The following is an 18,301-nucleotide window of genomic DNA, read 5'->3' on the forward strand; positions in this document are numbered from 1 at the left end:
GCCGACGAGTCCCGTTCGGGCGTTTCTCGGACTCCTCGGGATGACGCTGCTGAACCCGACCACGGTGATCTACTTCGGCGCGCTCGTTCTCGGTACGCAAGCTGCGGCACCTCTGGATCGCTTGGCGCAGCTTTCATTCGTCGTCGCCGCCTTTGCCGCGTCGGCGAGCTGGCAACTGCTGCTGGCCGGTGGCGGCGCGCTGCTCGGCGGCCTGTTGGCGGGTGCCCGCGGCAGGCTGCTGACCGCACTCGCGTCCAGCGCGGTGGTGACTTTCCTCGCCGTCAGGCTTCTTGTCGTCGCCCACTGAGTTTGCCGTCCGCGGGATAAGAACGCGTATTCGACAGGACTGCGAAGCCGCCGAGGTTTGGCCGACCTTCACAAGGGTACAAGATCTTCTTTCGCAGCTTCTACAGGATGTAGAGGTTCTGAATCAAATCCGGTGTCCGCATCATGAGCGGCGGATGGACCGTGTCGCGCGGCTCACTCGGAGGGCTGTGACAGGGGTCACCGCTGGAGATCATCACGATATGTCCGGGTGGCATCCGGAGGGTGTCCGATAGGCCCTGACCTGCGCGTGATGGAGATCACACAGCGCAAACCCCTGTGTAAGGACTACGTTACCGATCAGCGAGCGGCGGAAAGGGAGACCCGTGGCGCAGATCACATGTGACACGCCGTAGGATTACCCTGACGTCGCACAGCAGCGGCCGGATTGGCGTCCGGCTTGTGAATCGCTTCACGAGGTCCGGTCACCGGACCACCGCGAAGCGGGTCGCACGGCGTCGAACCGAAAAGCAGCGCCACCCGCCGGCGACGACGCCGACGGGCCACGACTAGCGGCGGAAAGGTGGCGGCGCGTATGGACAGCTACGTGCCGGTCCTGCTCCTGGGCCTGATCGCGGCCGGGTTCGCGGTCTTCTCGGTGGTCATGGGCTCGCTCACGGGCCCGAAGCGCTACAACCGGGCCAAATACGACGCGTACGAGTGCGGCATCGAGCCGTCCCCGCAGCCGATCAGCGGCGCCCGCTTCCCGGTGAAGTACTACCTCGTGGCGATGCTCTTCATCGTCTTCGACATCGAGATCGTCTTTCTGTATCCGTGGGCCGTCGCCTTCGACGCGCTCGGCTGGTTCGGTCTGGCCGAGATGGTCCTGTTCGTGCTCACCGTCCTGGTCGCGTACGCCTACGTGTGGCGGCGCGGCGGGCTCGAGTGGGACTGAAAGGGTCTTGACATGGGCCTTGAGGAGAAGCTGCCCAGCGGCTTCCTGCTCTCCACGGTCGAGGGCCTGGCCGGCTACATGCGCAAGGGCTCGCTGTGGCCGGCCACGTTCGGGCTCGCCTGCTGCGCCATCGAGATGATGGCCACCGGGGCGGGCCGCTACGACCTGGCGCGGTTCGGCATGGAGGTGTTCCGGGCCAGCCCCCGGCAGGCCGACCTGATGATCGTGGCCGGCCGGGTCAGCCAGAAGATGGCCCCGGTGCTGCGCCAGATCTACGACCAGATGCCCAACCCCAAGTGGGTGCTGTCCATGGGCGTCTGCGCCTCGTCCGGCGGCATGTTCAACAACTACGCGATCGTCCAGGGCGTCGACCACGTCGTCCCGGTGGACATCTACCTGCCCGGCTGCCCGCCGCGGCCCGAGATGCTGATGGACGCGATCCTCAAGCTGCACGCCGAGATCCAGAAGATGCCGCTCGGCGTGGACCGGGTGGCGGCGGCGAAGGCGGCCGAGGAAGCGGCCCTCAAGGCGCTGCCCACGATCGAGATGAAGGGCCTGCTGCCATGAGCGAGATCGAGCGGCCTGAGACGCCGCAGCCGCTCGCCGTGCAGGCGGCCGAGATCATCTCCGTGCGCAAGGGGATGTTCCCCGGCGACGGCGGCGACACCTCGGGATACGGCCGCCTCACGCGCCGGGTGGAGCTCCCCGGCCAGGCGCCGCGGCCCTACGGCGGATACTTCGACGAGGTCGAGAACGAGCTGTTCGGCGCGCTGGACGAGCAGGGCCTGCCCCCGGAGTCCGCGATCGAGCGGGTCATCCTGCACGGCGGCCAGCTGACCTTCCAGGTGCGGCGCGAGCACCTGGTGCAGGTCGCACGCACCCTGCGGGACGACCCGGCGCTGCGGTTCGAGCTGTGCCTGGGGGTCTCGGGCGTGCACTTCCTGCACGAGACCGGCCGGGAACTGCACTCGCTGGCGCCGCTGATGTCGGTGACCCACAACCGGCGGATCCAGCTCGAGGTCACCTGCCCCGACGACGACCCGCACATCCCCTCGCTCTACCCGGTCTACCCGGCCGTCGACTGGCACGAGCGGGAGACCTGGGACATGTTCGGCATCGTCTACGACGGCCACCCCGCCCTCACCAGGATCTTGATGCCGGACGACTGGCCCGGCCACCCGCAGCGCAAGGACTATCCGCTCGGCGGGATCCCGGTCGAGTTCAAGGGGGCGCAGATCCCCGCGCCGGATCAGCGGAGGTCCTACTCATGACCATTCAGGCGGACAGGGCGGATGGCGACGTGGGCGACGTACCGGCTGACGCGCAGTACGACGATCCCTACGGCTTCGGTAGCGAGGCGACCGAGGGCAAGGTCTTCACGATCACCGGCGGCGACTGGGACGAGATCGCCGAGTCGCTCGGCGAGGCGCCCGAAGAGCGCATCGTGGTCAACATGGGCCCGCAGCACCCCTCCACCCACGGCGTGCTGCGGCTGATCCTCGAGCTGGAGGGCGAGACCGTCACCGAGGCGCGGTGCGGCATCGGCTTCCTGCACACTGGGATCGAGAAGAGCATCGAGTTCCGCAACTGGACGCAGGGCACCACCTTCGTCACGCGGATGGACTACCTGACCCCCTTCTTCCAGGAGGTCGCCTACTGCCTGGCGGTGGAGAAGCTGCTGGGCATCGAGGAGCAGGTCCCGGACCGCGCCAGCGTCATCCGGGTGATGCTGATGGAGCTCAACCGGATCTCCTCCCACCTGGTGTGCATCGCCACCGGCGGCATGGAGATGGGCGCCCTCTCCGCGATGATCTTCGGGTTCCGCGAGCGCGAGCTGGTCCTGGACATCTTCGAGATGATCACCGGCCTGCGGATGAACCACGCGTTCATCCGCCCCGGCGGCCTCGCCCAGGACCTGCCGCCCGGCGCGGTGGACAAGATCCGCGAGTTCCTGGCCCTGATGCCCAAGCGGATGAAGGACATCGCGGCCCTGTGCAACGAGAACCCGATCTTCCGCGGCCGCACCGAGGGCATCGGCTACCTCGACCTGACCGGATGCATGGCGCTCGGCATCACCGGCCCGATGCTGCGCTCCACCGGCCTGCCGCTCGACCTGCGCAAGTCCCAGCCCTACTGCGGCTACGAGAACTACGACTTCGAGGTCTGCACCTGGGACACCTGCGACGCCTACGGCCGCTACCGGCTGCGGATGGACGAGATCACCGAGTCGCTCAAGATCGTCGAGCAGTGCCTGGACAAGCTGGCGCCCGGCCCGGTCATGGTCGAGGACAAGAAGATCGCCTGGCCCGCGCAGCTCGCCCTCGGCGGCGACGGCATGGGCAACTCGCTCGACCACATCCGGCACATCATGGGCGAGTCCATGGAGGCCCTGATCCACCACTTCAAGCTGGTGACCGAGGGCTTCAAGGTGCCGCCCGGCCAGGTCTACGTCCCGGTGGAGTCCGCCAAGGGCGAACTCGGCTGCCACGCGGTCTCCGACGGCGGCACCCGCCCCTACCGGGTGCACTTCCGGGACCCCTCGTTCAACAACCTCCAGGCCGTCGCCGTGATGTGCGAGGGCTCCATGGTCGCCGACGTGATCGTCGCGGTGGCCTCGATCGACCCCGTGATCGGAGGCGTGGACCGGTGACCGAGGTTCACCAGATCCAGTCCGCGGACCCGCGGACCCAGACTTCGTACGCCCACGCGCCGGAGGTGCGGGAGCGCTTGGTCAACGACGCCCAAGCGCTCATCGCGCGCTACCCGCAAAGCCGCTCCGCCCTGCTGCCCCTCCTGCACCTGGTGCAGTCGGAGGAGGGATACGTGACGGCGGACGGAATCGCCTTCTGCGCCGAGCTGCTCGGACTGTCGACCGCCGAAGTATCGGCGGTTTCGACGTTCTACACCATGTACAAGGACAAGCCGGTCGGCGACTACCACGTCGGGGTCTGTACCAACACCCTGTGCGCGGTCATGGGCGGCGACGAGATCTTCGCGACGCTTAAGGCGCACCTGGTCGTCGGCAACGACGAGCGCACCGCGGACGACCAGGGCGAGCGCAGCCTCACGCTCGAGCACATCGAGTGCAATGCGGCCTGCGACTTCGCCCCGGTGATGACGGTCAACTGGGAGTTCTTCGACAACATGACGCCGACGACGGCGGTGAAGCTGGTCGACGACCTGCTGGCCGGGCGCGAGGTGACGCCCTCCCGGGGCCCGGCGCTGTGCTCGTTCAAGCAGACCGAGCGGATCCTGGCCGGTTACGAGGACGAGCGGCCCGGCGTCGTGGACGCGGGCGGCCCGGCCGGACCGGCCAGCCTCGAGGGCCTGAAGCTGGTCCGGCAGCGGGGCGGTGCCCGATGAGCACGGACACGGCGAGCACGGGAGCCGACAAGCTGGTGCCGGTGCTGTCCCGCTCCTGGGACGACCCGCGCTCCTACACCCTCGAGGGCTACCGCGCCCACGACGGATACCAGGCGATCCACCGGGCCCTGGCGCTGCCCCCGGACGACGTGATCAAGATGGTCAAGGACTCCGGACTGCGCGGTCGCGGCGGCGCGGGCTTCCCCACCGGTCTGAAGTGGGGCTTCATCCCGCAGGGCGACAACAAGCCGCACTACCTGGTGGTCAACGCGGACGAGTCGGAACCGGGAACCTGCAAGGACATCCCGTTCATGATGGCCAATCCGCACGAGCTGATCGAAGGCGTGATCATCGCCTCCTACGCGATCCGCGCCAACAGGGCCTTCATCTACGTGCGCGGCGAGGTCGTGCACGTGCTGCGCCGCCTGCAGGCCGCCGTGCGCGAGGCCTACGCCGCCGGATACGTCGGCAGCAACATCCTCGGCTCGGGCTTCGACCTCGACATCGTCGTGCACGCCGGCGCGGGCGCGTACATCTGCGGCGAGGAGACGGCGCTGCTCGACTCGCTCGAGGGCTACCGCGGCCAGCCCCGGCTGCGCCCGCCCTTCCCGGCCGTCGCGGGTCTCTACGCCAGCCCCACCGTCGTGAACAACGTCGAATCGATCGCGTCGGTTCCCGCGATCGTGCGCAACGGCCCGGACTGGTTCAAGTCCCTGGGCACCGAGAAGTCCGCGGGCGTCGGCTTCTTCTCGCTCTCCGGCCACGTGACCCGGCCGGGCCAGTACGAGGCGCGGCTCGGCATCACCCTGCGCGAACTGCTCGACCTGGCCGGGGGAGTGCGCTATGGCCATCGGCTGAAGTTCTGGACCCCCGGCGGCTCGTCCACCCCGATGCTGACGGACGAGCACCTGGACGTCCCGCTCGACTTCGAGGGCGTCGGCGCGGCCGGCTCCATGCTCGGCACCCGCGCGCTGCAGATCTTCGACGAGACCGTCTGTGTCGTGCGCGCCACGCTGCGCTGGACCGAGTTCTACATGCACGAGTCCTGCGGAAAGTGCACCCCCTGCCGCGAGGGCACCTTCTGGCTCGTGCAGGTCCTGCGGGACCTGGAGAACGGCAAGGGCACCGAGGAGGACCTCGCCAAGCTCCTCGACATCTGCGACAACATCGTCGGCCGCGCCTTCTGCGCGCTCGGGGACGGTGCCGCCGCGCCGATCCAGTCCTCGATTCAGTACTTCCGCGAGGAGTACCTCGACCACCTGAGGCACGGCGGCTGTCCCTTCGACCCGGCGCACTCGACCGCGTGGGCGCCCGCATTGGCCGCGACGGGAGTGCGCGCATGACCGTGACGACTACCGGAGGCATCCCGGCGCAGAGCGGCGGTGAACCCGAGGCCCCGGCGGTGCCTGAGGGATACGTCGCCCTCATCGTCGACGGGATCCCGACCGTCGCCCCCAAGGGCGAGCTGATCATCCGGGTCGCCGAACAGCTCGGCATCGCGATCCCGCGCTTCTGCGACCATCCGCTGCTCGACCCGATCGGCGCTTGCCGCCAGTGCCTGGTGGAGGTGGAGGGGCAACGCAAGCCGATGGCCTCCTGCACCACCACCGTCACCGACGGCATGGTGGTCAAGACCCAGCTCACCTCGCCGGTCGCGGACAAGGCGCAGCAGGGCGTGATGGAGCTGCTGCTGATCAACCACCCGCTCGACTGCCCGGTGTGCGACAAGGGCGGCGAGTGCCCGCTGCAGAACCAGGCCCTCTCCAACGGCCGCGGCGAGACCCGGTTCGAGGGCCCCAAGCGCACCTTCGCCAAGCCGATCAACCTCTCCACGCAGGTCCTGCTCGACCGCGAGCGCTGCGTCCAGTGCGCCCGCTGCACCCGGTTCTCCGAGCAGATCGCCGGCGACCCCTTCATCACCCTGATCGACCGCGGTCCGCAGCAGCAGGTCGGCATCTCGGTGGCCGGGGACCAGGAGTTCAACTCCTACTTCTCCGGCAACACCGTGCAGATCTGCCCGGTCGGCGCGCTCACCGGCGCCGCGTACCGGTTTCGGTCCCGGCCGTTCGACCTGGTCTCCTCGCCCTCGGCGTGTGAGCACTGCGCCTCCGGCTGCGCGCTGCGCACCGACCACCGGCGCGGCAAGGTGCTGCGCCGCATGGCCGCGGAGGACCTGCGCGTCAACGACGAGTGGAACTGCGACAAGGGCCGCTGGGCCTTCCAGTACGCGACGGCGAAGGACCGGCTGCACACCCCGCTGGTGCGCCGGGACGGCGAACTGGTCCCGGCCTCTTGGCCCGAGGCGCTGAGCGTCGCGGCGGCCGGGCTGCGCTTGGCCCGCGGCGCGGCCGGTGTTCTCGTCGGCGGCCGGTCCACGCTCGAGGACGCATACGCGTACGCGAAGTTCGCCCGCATCGCGCTCGACACCAACGACATCGACTTCCGCGCCCGCCCGCACTCGGTCGAGGAGGCGGCGTTCCTGGCGGCGCATGTGGCCGGTCGGCCGCTGACCGTCACCTACGAGGACATCGACCGGGCCCCGGCCGTCCTGCTGGTCGGCCTCGAGCCCGAAGACGAGTCGCCGATCGTCTTCCTGCGCCTGCGTAAGGCGGTGCGCAAGCACGGAACGCAGGTCGTCGCCATAGCTCCGGTCGAGACCCGCAGCCTGCGCAAGCTGAACGGCACGCTGCTCAAGGCGGCGCCGCACACCGAGCCCGAGTTCCTCGGGGCGCTGGCCGACGGCAGCGAGCAGGCCGGTCTCGACGAGGCCGGGCGGCGCACCGCCGCGGCCCTGCGCGCGCCGGGCGCCGTGATCCTCGTCGGCGAGCGCCTCGCCTGCGTGCCGGGCGCGCTGACCGAGGCGCTACGGCTGGCCGAGGCCACCGGCGCCAAGCTGGCCTGGATCCCGCGCCGCGCCGGAGAGCGCGGCGCGATCGAGGCCGGGGCGCTGTACAACCTGCTGCCCGGCGGCCGACCGGCCGACGCCTCCTCCGCCCGCAACGAGGTCGCCGCTCTCTGGGGCGTGCGCACACTGCCGGCCCTCGAGGGCCGGGACGCCGACGCGATCCTGGCCGCCACCCGCGACGGGCAGGTGCGCGCGCTGGTAGTCGGCGGCGTCGACCCGGCGGACCTGCCCGACCCGAACGCCACGCTGGCCGCGCTCGAGGCCGCAGGCTTCCTGGTCTCGCTCGAGCAGCGGCCCTCCGCGGTCACCGAGCGGGCGGACGTGGTGCTGCCAGTGGCGGCGGTCGCCGAGAAGCCCGGCACCTTCGTGGACTGGGAAGGACGCGGCCGCACCTTCGAGGCGGCGCTGTCCCCCGAAGCGGTGCAGACGGTGGTCGGCGGCATGTCGGACCTGCGGGTGCTGCACGGGCTTGCCGACGCGATGGACGTGCACCTCGGCCTGCCGGAGGCCTACGCCGCCCGCCGCGAGATGACCGAGCTGGGCCGGTGGGAAGGGGCTAGGGCGCCGCGCCCGCAGGCCGTCGCCAGGCCGCTGCCCGCCCCCGCCGTCGGCCAGGCCGTGCTCGCCACGCACCACCAGCTGCTCGACGACGGTCGCCTCCAGGACGGCGAGAAGCACCTGGCGGGGACAGCGCGGCGGCCGGTAGTGCTGCTGTCGAAGGCCACCGCCGCGGAGATCGGCGCGGCCGAGGGCGACCCGGTCGCGGTGTCCACCGACGCCGGGACGATCACCCTGCCGCTGGTCGTCGACGCCCTGCCGGACCGGGTGGTCTGGCTGCCCACCAACTCGCCCGGCTCCCACGTGCGCGCCACCCTGCGCGCCGAGACCGGCGCCGTGGTGTCCGTCGCGCGCGGGGTCGAGGAGGAGGTCTGATGCCGGCCACGGTGGTGTTTCAAAACGCGGACCACTGGGTCCTCGGCAGCTGGGACACCGGGATCCCCTGGTGGTTCCTGCTCGACCTGATCAAGGCGGTCGCCTCGTTCGCGCTGCTCGTGGTGCTGACCCTGTTCAACATCGTCTACGAGCGGCGCGCGGTGTCCTGGATGCAGATGCGCATCGGCCCGAACCGGGTCGGCCCGCAGGGGATGCTGCAATCCCTGGCCGACGGGATCAAGCTCGCGCTCAAAGAGGACATCGTCCCGGACAACGCCGACAAGGTGGTGTTCTGGCTGGCGCCGGTGGTGTCCGCGGTCCCCGCGTTCCTGGCCATCGCAGTCATCCCGTGGGGCCCGCCGGTCTCGATCTTCCACCACTGGACCCCGCTCCAGCTGGTCGACCTGCCCATCGGCGTGCTCTACATCCTCGCGGTCTCCTCGATCGGCATCTACGGGGTCGTCCTGGCCGGCTGGTCCTCCGGGTCGCCGTATCCGCTGCTCGGCGCGCTGCGCTCGTCCGCCCAGATGATCTCGTACGAGGTCGCGATGGGCCTGTCGTTCGCCGGGGTGTTCCTCTACGCGGGGACCATGTCGACCACCGGGATCGTCGCCGCGCAGGCGGGCGGCTGGTTCGTCTACCTCATCCCGTCCGCGGCGATCTACATCATCTCGATGGTCGGCGAGACCAACCGGGCCCCCTTCGACCTGGCCGAGGCCGAGGGCGAGCTGGTCGGCGGCTTCCACACCGAGTACTCCTCGCTCAAGTTCGCCCTCTTCTTCCTCGCCGAGTACATCAACCTGGTCACCGTCTCCTGCCTGGCGGTGACGATGTTCTTCGGCGGCTGGCGGGCGCCCTGGCCGCTGTCGCTGTGGTCCGGGGCGAACAGCGGCTGGTACCCGCTGATCTGGTTCCTGGTCAAGCTGCTGATCTTCGTGTTCGTGTTCATCTGGCTGCGCGGTACGCTGCCGCGGCTGCGCTACGACCAGTTCATGAGCTTCGGCTGGAAGGTGCTGATCCCGATCTCCCTGCTGTGGCTGCTGGTGCTGGCCACCGCGCGGCAGCTGCACACCAGCAACACGCTGGACCGGGCGCACACCGTCTGGATCGTGATCGCGCTCGGCGCGGTGTTCCTGCTGGTGCTGCTGGCGCTGGAGATCCGCGAGCGCAACGCGATCCGCCGAGCCGCGCCCGACGCGGCGCTGCTGTCCGAGTACGAGCCGACGGCCGGCGGCTTCCCGGTCCCGCCGATGCCCGGACAGGCCGCCCCGCCGATCCAGGCCCGGCCCCAGTTCTCCCGGACCCCCGTGGCGGTCCTGGCGTCGAACGGTTCCGCCACCGAGGAGGCGACCCCCGATGAGCAAGAGTGACGAGAAGAGGGACCCGAACCCGCTGGCGTCGGTGGCGGGGTTCGGTGTCACCTTCGCCACGATGTTCAAGCCGGCGAACACCGAGCTGTACCCGGAGGAGAAGAAGCCCACCGCGCTGCGCTTCCACGGCCGCCACCAGCTCAACCGGCACCCGGACGGCCTGGAGAAGTGCATCGGCTGCGAGCTGTGCGCCTGGGCCTGCCCCGCGGACGCGATCTACGTCGAGGGCGCGGACAACACCGACGAGGAGCGCTACTCCCCGGGCGAGCGCTATGGCCAGGTCTACCAGATCAACTATCTGCGCTGCATCCTGTGCGGCCTGTGCATCGAGGCCTGCCCGACGCGCGCGCTGACCATGACCAACGAGTACGAGCTCGCCGACACCTCCCGCGCCTCGCTGATCTACACCAAGGACCAGCTGCTGGCCGGACTGACCGAGGGCATGGTGCCCCCGCCGCACGCGATGCAGCCGGGCACCACCGAGAAGGAGTACTACCAAGGCAAGGTCACCCGGGCCTCGGACGAGCAGCTGGCCGACTACGCGGCGGTGGAGAGCGTGGCCGCGCCGGACGACGCGGCGCCTGAAGCGGAGGCCGAGCGATGACTGCGGGAGCGCTGGCCGCGCAGGTCCTCGCGTCCCCGGTGGCGTCGACCGGCCACGGCGAGACGTTCCTGTTCTGGGTCGGTTCGATCGTCTCGGTCCTCGGCGCGCTCGGCCTGATCTTCTCCAAGAAGGCCGTGCACTCGGCGCTGTGCCTCTGCGCGGTGATGATCTTCCTGGCGCTGTTCTACATGGCCCAGGGCGCGATCTTCCTCGGCGTCGTCCAGATCGTCGTCTACACCGGCGCGATCATGATGCTGTTCCTGTTCGTGCTCATGCTGATCGGCGTCGACTCGGCCGAGTCGCTGACCGAGACGATCCGCGGCCAGCGCTGGGCGGCCGTGCTCGTCGCGGTGCTCTTCGGCGCGGTGCTGCTCGGCGTGTTCGCGCACGCCCGGCTCGGGGTCTTCACCGGGGTGGACGAAGCGAACGCCGCGGGCGGCGGCAACGTCCCGTCCCTGGCGCACCTGCTGTTCGCCCGGTACTACTGGGCCTTCGAGGTCTCCTCCGCCGTGCTGATCACCTCGGCGATCGGCGCGATGGTGCTGGCCCACCGGGAGCGGGTGACCGCGCGCAAGACCCAGAAGGAGCTGGCGGCCGAGCGGTTCAAGCGCTTCGGCAGGGACCCCTCCACGATCGTCACCCCGCTGCCCAGCCCCGGCGTCTACGCCCAGCACAACGCGGTGGACACCCCGGCGCTGCTGCCCGACGGCACCCCGTCCGAGCTCAGCGTCAACGCCACCCTGCGCTTGCACGGCGAGCCGCGGCAGATCAGGCCCCTGCCGGTACCGCTGCCGCGCGCCGACGCGAACGGCGACGGCACCGGTCCGGAACACCACGAGGAGGTCGGGGCGTGAACCCGGATAACTACCTCTACCTGTCCGCGATCCTGTTCACCCTCGGCGCGCTCGGCGTGCTGATCCGGCGCAACGCGATCGTCGTGTTCATGTGCATCGAGCTGATGCTCAACGCCACCAACCTGGCGTTCGTGACCTTCTCCCGGATGCACGGCGCGCTCGACGGCCAGATCATCGCCTTCTTCACGATGGTCGTCGCGGCGGCCGAGGTCGTGGTGGGGCTCGCGATCATCATCAGCGTGTACCGGACCCGGCGCTCGGCCTCGGTCGACGACGCGAACCTGCTGAAGTACTAGAGAGGGACTGCCGACGATGCCACCCTCCACGCTGCGCGCACCGCGCCCGGGGGTCGACCATGCCCGGTGAACTGTCCACCGTCGCCTACGCCCCGCCCCCGGCGACCGGCGCCCTGCTGCTGACCGCGTGGGTCGTCGCGCTGCCGCTGGCCGGCGCCGCGGTCCTGCTGATCGGCGGCAAGCGGACGAACCGGTGGGGGCACCTGCTCGGCTGCGCGGCCTCGATCGGCTCGTTCGTGCTCGGCGCGATCCTGTTCTTCACGCTGCTGGGCAGGCCGGGCAACGCGCGCTCCTACGACCAGCACGTGTACACCTGGGTGCCGGTGCCCGGCTTCTCCGCCGAGGCGGGCTTCCACCTCGATCAGCTCTCGATGACGTTCGTGCTGCTGATCACCGGGGTCGGCTCGCTCATCCACGTCTACTCGGTCGGCTACATGGCCGAGGACGAGAACCGGCGCAAGTTCTTCGGGTACCTGAACCTGTTCCTCGCCGCGATGCTGATCCTGGTCCTGGCGAACAACTACCTGCTGCTGTACGCGGGCTGGGAGGGCGTGGGCCTGGCCTCGTACCTGCTGATCGGGTTCTGGCAGCACAAGCCCTCGGCGGCGGTCGCGGCGAAGAAGGCGTTCATAGTCAACCGCGTCGGCGACGTCGGGCTCTCGCTGAGCGTCATGCTGATGTACACCACGTTCGGCGGCTTCGCGTTCACCGACGTGTTCAACAAGGCGAGCACCGCGGACCGGAACACGCTCACCGGCATCGGCCTGATGCTGCTGCTCGCGGCGTGCGGTAAGTCGGCGCAGTTCCCGCTCCAGTCCTGGCTCCTGGACGCGATGGAGGGCCCGACCCCGGTCAGCGCCCTGATCCACGCGGCGACGATGGTGACCGCGGGCGTGTACCTGATCGTGCGCTCGCACGCGATCTTCGACCTCTCGCCGAACGCGCGCCTGCTGGTGACGATCGTCGGCGCGATCACGCTCATGTTCGGCGCGATCATCGGGTGCGCGAAGGACGACATCAAGAAGGCCCTCGCCGGCTCCACGATGTCGCAGATCGGATACATGATCCTGGCGGCCGGGCTCGGTCCGGTCGGCTACGTCGTGGCGATCATGCACCTGATCACCCACGGCTTCTTCAAGGCCGGCCTGTTCCTCGGCGCCGGCTCCGTCATGCACGGCATGAACGACGACGTGAACATGCGCCACTACGGCGGGCTGCGCAAGTACATGGCGGTCACCTTCGTCACCTTCGGCCTCGGATACCTGGCGATCATCGGCGTGCCGCCGTTCTCCGGGTTCTGGTCCAAGGACAAGCTCATCGAGGCCGCCTTCGCGCAGGGCGGCACCTCCGGCTGGGTCCTCGGAGTCACGGCCCTGCTGGGCGCGATGATCACCGCGTTCTATATGACGCGGGTGATGCTGATGACCTTCTTCGGCGAGAAGCGCTGGGTCGAGGACGAGCACGGCCATGAGCCGCACCCGCACGAGGCGCCGCTGTCGATGACCATCCCGATGATCCTTCTCGCGGTCGGTTCGGTGTTCGCCGGCGGCCTGTTCGTGCTGGGCACCTCGTTCCAGAACTGGCTCGCCCCGGTCACCGGGCACAGCGAGGGCAGCGCGCACGTCAACAGCTGGGCGGTCTCCGGCGCCGCGCTCGCCGTGGTCCTCATCGGGATCGGATACGCCTGGCGGCAGTACGCGAGCAAGCCCGTCCCGTCCGTCGCCCCGGCCGGTTCCTTCGCCACCCGCGCGGCGCGCCGCGACCTGTACGGCGACGCCTTCAACGAGAACGCGATCATGTACCCGGGCCAGTACCTGACCCGGCTGCTGGTCTACTTCGACCTCAAGGGTGTGGACGGCGTGGTCAACGGCGTCGCGGCGGGGCTCGGCGGCACCTCCGGCCGGTTCCGCAGAGCGCAGAACGGTTTCGTCCGCTCTTACGCACTGTCCATGTTCGGCGGCGCGGCCGTGCTCATCGCGGCCCTCCTGTTGGTCCGGGCCTGAGAGGACGCGCGCAGATGTCATCGTTCCCGTATCTGACGGTCACCATCGCGGCGCCGCTGGTCGGTGTCGCCGCGATCGCCGCGCTCCCCAAGGGCCGCACGTCCCTGGCCCGCCCCGTCGCCCTCGTCGCCTCGCTGATCACGCTCGGCTTCGCGATCGCCGACACCGTGGCGTTCAAGACCGGCGGCCCGCGCTTCCAGCTGGCCGAGGACTACGCCTGGATCCCCTCGTTCCACATCGACTACAGCGTCGCCGTCGACGGCGTCGCCCTCGTCCTCATCCTCCTCGCCGCCGTGCTCGTCCCGGTCGTCCTCCTCGCCGCCTGGCATGACACGGAGGAACACGTCCCCGGGGTGGAGGACGGCACGCGCTCGGTGCGGGCCTACTTCTCGCTGATTCTGGTCCTCGAGACGATGATGATCGCGGTCTTCGCGGCCAACGACATCTTCCTGTTCTACGTCGTCTTCGAGGCGCTGCTGATCCCCGGCTACTTCCTGATCGGGTCCTTCGGCGGCGAGCGGCGCTCGTACGCGGCGGTCAAGTTCCTGCTCTACAACCTGCTCGGCGGCCTGCTCATGCTGGCGGCCGTGATCGGGCTGTACGTGATCACCACCCGCTCCTCGCTCGGCGGCACCTTCAACTTCCAGACCCTGTCGAAGGCGGTCGCGGACGGCACGCTGACCATGTCCGGCCCCACCGAGAAGTGGCTGTTCCTCGGCTTCTTCGTGGCGTTCGCGGTGAAGGCGCCGCTGTGGCCCTTCCACACCTGGCTGCCGGACGCTGCCGCCGAGGCCACCCCGGGCACCGCGGTCCTGCTGGTCGGCGTCCTGGACAAGATCGGCACCTTCGGGATGCTGCGGTTCTGCCTGGAGCTGTTCCCGAACGCCTCGCACTTCTTCACCCCGCTCGTGCTCGTCCTCGCGGTCATCAGCACCATCTACGGGGCCCTGCTCGCCGTCGGCCAGACCGACATCAAGCGCCTGATCGCGTACACCTCGGTCTCGCACTTCGGCCTGATCACGCTGGGCGTGTTCGCTCTCACCGCACGCGGCCAGGTCGGTGCGACGCTCTACATGGTCAACCACGGCCTGTCGACCGGAGCCCTGTTCCTCCTCGCCGGCTTCATGATCTCCCGGCGCGGCTCCGGCTCCGTCGACGCATACGGCGGCGTCCAGAAGGTCGCCCCGCTGCTCGCCGGCACCTTCCTCGTCGCGGGCCTCTCCTCCCTCGCGCTCCCGGGCCTCTCGTCCTTCGTGTCCGAATTCCTGGTCCTCGTCGGCACCTTCGAGAAGTACCCCGCCGCCGCGATCGTCGGCACCACGTCGATCGTCCTGGCCGCCCTCTACATCCTGTGGCTCTACCAGCGCACGATGACCGGGCCGGTCGCCAAGTCGGTCGAGGGCTTCAAGGACCTCAACCGCCGGGAGCTCGCGGTGATCACGCCGCTGCTCGCGCTGATCATCGCGCTCGGCTTCGTCCCCAGCCTGTTGACGAACTACATCAACCCGGCGATCAGCAAGACGCCCGCGATCAGCCAGACCTTGCACCAGCCGTCCGTCGCCGCAAACCAGTCGAACGGGAGCGGGCAGTAGACCATGTCAATCCTCGCTGAAGCCGCCACCGGCGCCGCGCAGTTCCACGCCCCGCCGGTCGAGTTCGCCAAGCTCTCGCCGATGCTGATCGTGCTGGGCGCGGCCACGGCCGGCGTGCTCGTCGAAGCCTTCTTCCCGCGCAAGCGCCGGTACCACGCCCAAGTCACCCTGACCCTCGTCGCGTTCGCCGCCGCGTTCGCCGCCGTCGTGTCCCTGCACAACGCGCCGACCCAGATCGTGGCCCAGGGCGCCGTCGCCATCGACAAGACGACGCTGTTCCTCCAGGGCACGATCCTGGTCATCGCGTTCATCGGCGCGCTGGTGATCGCCGAACGCAAGACCGACGCGGGCCGCGACGCCTTCGCCGCGCAGGGCGGCGCGGTCCCCGGTTCGCGGCAGGAGCGCGAAGCGGACCGGGCCGGCTGGACCACCACCGAGGTCTACCCGCTGCTGATGTTCTCGGTCGGCGGGATGCTGCTCTTCCCGGCCGCGAACGACCTGCTGACCATGTTCGTCGCGCTCGAGGTGCTCTCCCTGCCCCTCTACCTCGTCTGCGGCCTCGCCCGTCACCGCCGCCTGCTCTCTCAGGAAGCCGCACTCAAGTACTTCCTCCTCGGCGCCTTCTCCTCAGCCTTCTTCCTCTACGGCGCCGCCCTGCTCTACGGATACGCCGGCTCGGTCAAGCTCCAGGACATCGCCACCGCGGTCGCCAAGAACCAGCACGGCAACGCCCTCCTCTACGCCGGCATCGCCCTGCTCGTCATGGGCTTGCTGTTCAAGGTCGGCGCGGCGCCGTTCCACATGTGGACCCCGGACGTGTATCAGGGTGCGCCGACGCCGATCACCGGCTTCATGGCCGCCGCCACCAAGATCGCCGCGTTCGGCGCCCTCCTACGCGTCCTCGACGTCGCGCTCCTCGGCTCCGTCGGGATCTGGCGGCCAGTCATCGAAGCCGTCGCGATCATCACGATGGTGGTCGGCGGCATCCTCGCCCTGACCCAGCGCGACATCAAGCGGATGCTGGCGTACTCGGCGATCCTCAACGCCGGGTACATCATCATCGGCCTGGCCTCCACCACCAGCCAGGGCATCTCCGCGATCCTATTCTACCTCCCGGTCTACGGCATCGCGATCGTCGGCGCGTTCGCCGTGGTGACGCTGGTGCGCGACTCCGGCGGCGAGGCGACCGACCTGTCCCGGTGGGCCGGCCTTGGTAAGTCCCACCCCATCCCGGCAGCGCTGCTGTCCGTCTTCCTGCTTGCCTTCGCCGGAATCCCGTTCACCAGCGTGTTCGTCGGCAAGTTCGCGGTCTTCCAGGCCGCCCTGGCCGCCGGAGCCCCGCAGCTGGTGATCGTGGCGGTGCTGGCCAGCGCCCTCGCCGCATTCTTCTACCTGCGCGTCGTTGTGGTCATGTTCTTCTCGGAGCCGCTGCCCGACGGTCCGAGCATCGCGAACCCGTCGATCGCGGTGAAGGCGGCGCTGGCCGTCGCGGCGCTCGCCACCGTGGCGATGGGTATCGCCCCGGCGGTGCTGCTGCACCTCTCCAACGCGTCCGCGGTGCTGGCCGGCTCGCCGCGCTAGTCCCGATCGGGCAAGACGACCGTTACGACACACATCAAGCGGCATGCACTAGGTTGGGAGCGGTAGAGGCTTAAGAGCGGATGAGGCGACCCTGGGTCGAGCACCGGAAGGCGAAAGGCGTGACCGTGCAGCTGGAGACCGGGCCGTTCGGGCTCGCGGTGCGCGACCCCGCCCTCGACCAGCGGATCCGAAAGGGGCTCGCGGAGGTCGAAGAGGTGCTGCGGGCATCGGCGCGCAGCGACCACCCGTTCATCGACGAGACCGCGAGCCATCTGGTCAACGCGGGCGGCAAGCGCTTCCGGCCCCTGCTGACCCTCGTGGCCGCACAGTTCGGCGATCCCGCCGCGCCCGGCGTCGTCCCCGCGGCCGCGGTGGTCGAGCTGACCCACCTGGCCACGCTGTACCACGACGACGTGATGGACGAGGCCCCGGTCAGGCGCGGCGCCCCCTCGGCCAACGCGCGCTGGGACAACTCGGTGGCGATCCTCACCGGCGACTTCCTGTTCGCCAGAGCTTCCCAAATCCTCGCCGACCTCGGTCCCGAAGCCGTAAGACTCCAAGCCAAGACATTCGAACGCCTCGTCACCGGCCAGATCAACGAGTGCATCGGCCCGAAAGACGGGCAGGCCGCGATCGACCACTACCTGTCCGTCCTCGGCGACAAGACCGGCTCCCTCATCGCCACCTCGGCACGATTCGGCGCCCTCCTCTCCGGAGCGAGCGACCAGGCCGTCGAGGTCCTGACCCGCTTCGGCGAAGTGTTCGGCATGGCGTTCCAGCTCTCCGATGACGTGCTCGACATCGCCAGCGACCGGGAGCAGTCCGGCAAGACCCCCGGCACCGACCTGAGAGAGGGGGTCCCGACGCTCCCCACCCTCTACGCGCTGGAGTCGACCGACCCCGAATCGGCAAGGCTCAGGCAGCTGCTGTCCGGCCCCATCGCCGAGGACGAACTGGTGGACGAGGTCATCGCGGCCCTGCGTGTGCACCCCGCGCTCACCCAGGCCCGCGAAACGGTGACCCGCTACGCAGCCGAAGCGCGCGACCTGCTCGCCCCCCTCCCGGACATCGCCGCGAAGGACACCCTGCTCGCCCTCTGCGACGTCGTCACCTCGCGTACCGTCTAGCTGGCACTCGCCCGGCCCGGACCCCGGCTCACCCAGACCGGTCGTCGCATCCCGCGAAACCCGATCGCCGTTCAGGTGACAATCCACCTGCCGCGCGGTCGCCGGTCCGCTCGCTTTCCGCTCGGCACTCGATCGCCGGTCAGGTCACAATCCACAAGCAGAACGGGTGCCCCGCCGGATCTAGATACACCCGCACGTCATCCTGCGGCTGGAACGACGCCGCGACCGCGCCACACGCCTCAGCGTGCGCACTACCCGCAGCGAGGTCGTCGACCCGGATCTCCAGGTGCAGCTGCATCTGTTGATCCCCGGGACCGGCAGGCCACACCGGACGCACGTAGTCCTCCTCAGTCTGAAAATTGAGCCCGACCCCGCCCGCCGGATCCCGCAGCATGGCCCACCCCGGATCGTCCGCAGCAAGAGGCCACCCGAGCAGCCGCGAGTAGAACCGGGC

At 69.5% G+C, this 18,301-nt stretch carries 16 protein-coding genes and 1 pseudogene; 16 read left to right on the plus strand and 1 reads right to left on the minus strand.

What is annotated here, in order from left to right:
* From VGZ32_RS22365 to VGZ32_RS22440, 16 genes and pseudogenes are all read left to right on the plus strand, one after another.
* Positions 1–307, plus strand: a pseudogene (locus tag VGZ32_RS22365) (lysine transporter LysE); the annotation flags it as partial.
* Positions 308–859: 552 nt separating this feature from the next.
* On the plus strand, positions 860–1,219 hold the full coding sequence (locus VGZ32_RS22370; RefSeq protein ID WP_326888111.1) for an NADH-quinone oxidoreductase subunit A: 360 nt from the start codon (positions 860–862) through the stop codon (positions 1,217–1,219).
* A 12-nt stretch (positions 1,220–1,231) separates the two neighbouring features.
* Complete coding sequence (locus VGZ32_RS22375) at positions 1,232–1,786, plus strand: NADH-quinone oxidoreductase subunit B family protein (protein ID WP_326888112.1); 555 nt, start codon at positions 1,232–1,234, stop codon at positions 1,784–1,786.
* Entirely contained in the window at positions 1,783–2,490 is a 708-nt protein-coding gene (locus tag VGZ32_RS22380) for an NADH-quinone oxidoreductase subunit C (RefSeq protein WP_326888113.1), read from the plus strand. The genes VGZ32_RS22375 and VGZ32_RS22380 overlap by 4 nt, the downstream gene beginning before the upstream one ends.
* Positions 2,487–3,869, plus strand: coding sequence for an NADH-quinone oxidoreductase subunit D (locus tag VGZ32_RS22385; RefSeq protein ID WP_326888114.1), 1,383 nt, complete (start codon positions 2,487–2,489; stop codon positions 3,867–3,869). Before VGZ32_RS22380 ends, VGZ32_RS22385 begins: the two co-directional genes overlap by 4 nt.
* 14 nt (positions 3,870–3,883) lie before the next feature.
* On the plus strand, positions 3,884–4,582 hold the full coding sequence (gene nuoE / locus VGZ32_RS22390; RefSeq protein ID WP_414642581.1) for an NADH-quinone oxidoreductase subunit NuoE: 699 nt from the start codon (positions 3,884–3,886) through the stop codon (positions 4,580–4,582).
* Positions 4,579–5,925, plus strand: a complete 1,347-nt coding sequence (gene nuoF, locus VGZ32_RS22395; RefSeq protein WP_326888116.1) for an NADH-quinone oxidoreductase subunit NuoF — start codon at positions 4,579–4,581, stop codon at positions 5,923–5,925. Before nuoE ends, nuoF begins: the two co-directional genes overlap by 4 nt.
* On the plus strand, positions 5,922–8,420 hold the full coding sequence (locus tag VGZ32_RS22400; protein WP_326888117.1) for an NADH-quinone oxidoreductase subunit G: 2,499 nt from the start codon (positions 5,922–5,924) through the stop codon (positions 8,418–8,420). The genes nuoF and VGZ32_RS22400 overlap by 4 nt, the downstream gene beginning before the upstream one ends.
* On the plus strand, positions 8,420–9,790 hold the full coding sequence (gene nuoH / locus VGZ32_RS22405) for an NADH-quinone oxidoreductase subunit NuoH (RefSeq protein ID WP_326888118.1): 1,371 nt from the start codon (positions 8,420–8,422) through the stop codon (positions 9,788–9,790). The genes VGZ32_RS22400 and nuoH overlap by 1 nt, the downstream gene beginning before the upstream one ends.
* Entirely contained in the window at positions 9,777–10,394 is a 618-nt protein-coding gene (gene nuoI, locus VGZ32_RS22410; RefSeq protein ID WP_326888119.1) for an NADH-quinone oxidoreductase subunit NuoI, read from the plus strand. The genes nuoH and nuoI overlap by 14 nt, the downstream gene beginning before the upstream one ends.
* Positions 10,391–11,248 carry an NADH-quinone oxidoreductase subunit J gene (locus VGZ32_RS22415; protein ID WP_326888120.1) on the plus strand — a complete coding sequence of 286 codons (858 nt, stop codon included), beginning with the start codon at positions 10,391–10,393 and terminating at the stop codon, positions 11,246–11,248. Before nuoI ends, VGZ32_RS22415 begins: the two co-directional genes overlap by 4 nt.
* Entirely contained in the window at positions 11,245–11,544 is a 300-nt protein-coding gene (gene nuoK / locus VGZ32_RS22420) for an NADH-quinone oxidoreductase subunit NuoK (protein ID WP_326888121.1), read from the plus strand. The genes VGZ32_RS22415 and nuoK overlap by 4 nt, the downstream gene beginning before the upstream one ends.
* Before the next feature lie 59 nt (positions 11,545–11,603).
* Positions 11,604–13,547, plus strand: coding sequence for an NADH-quinone oxidoreductase subunit L (gene nuoL / locus VGZ32_RS22425; RefSeq protein WP_326888122.1), 1,944 nt, complete (start codon positions 11,604–11,606; stop codon positions 13,545–13,547).
* 14 nt (positions 13,548–13,561) lie between these two features.
* The gene (locus VGZ32_RS22430) at positions 13,562–15,139 is read left to right on the plus strand and encodes an NADH-quinone oxidoreductase subunit M (RefSeq protein WP_326888123.1); all 1,578 of its coding nucleotides are present in this window, start codon (positions 13,562–13,564) and stop codon (positions 15,137–15,139) included.
* A gap of 3 nt (positions 15,140–15,142) precedes the next feature.
* Positions 15,143–16,720, plus strand: a complete 1,578-nt coding sequence (gene nuoN / locus VGZ32_RS22435) for an NADH-quinone oxidoreductase subunit NuoN (protein ID WP_326888124.1) — start codon at positions 15,143–15,145, stop codon at positions 16,718–16,720.
* 125 nt (positions 16,721–16,845) lie between these two features.
* Positions 16,846–17,847 carry a polyprenyl synthetase family protein gene (locus VGZ32_RS22440; protein WP_349263715.1) on the plus strand — a complete coding sequence of 334 codons (1,002 nt, stop codon included), beginning with the start codon at positions 16,846–16,848 and terminating at the stop codon, positions 17,845–17,847.
* Positions 17,848–17,986: 139 nt separating this feature from the next.
* On the opposite strand, the gene VGZ32_RS22445 is transcribed toward VGZ32_RS22440, so the two are convergent.
* Positions 17,987–18,301 (minus strand): VOC family protein (locus VGZ32_RS22445; protein ID WP_326888126.1); only part of this gene is annotated, 315 nt, incomplete at its 5' end.

Source organism: Actinocrinis sp., from assembly GCF_035938995.1.
In the GTDB taxonomy this organism is placed as follows: Bacteria; Actinomycetota; Actinomycetes; order Streptomycetales; family Catenulisporaceae; genus DASZGI01.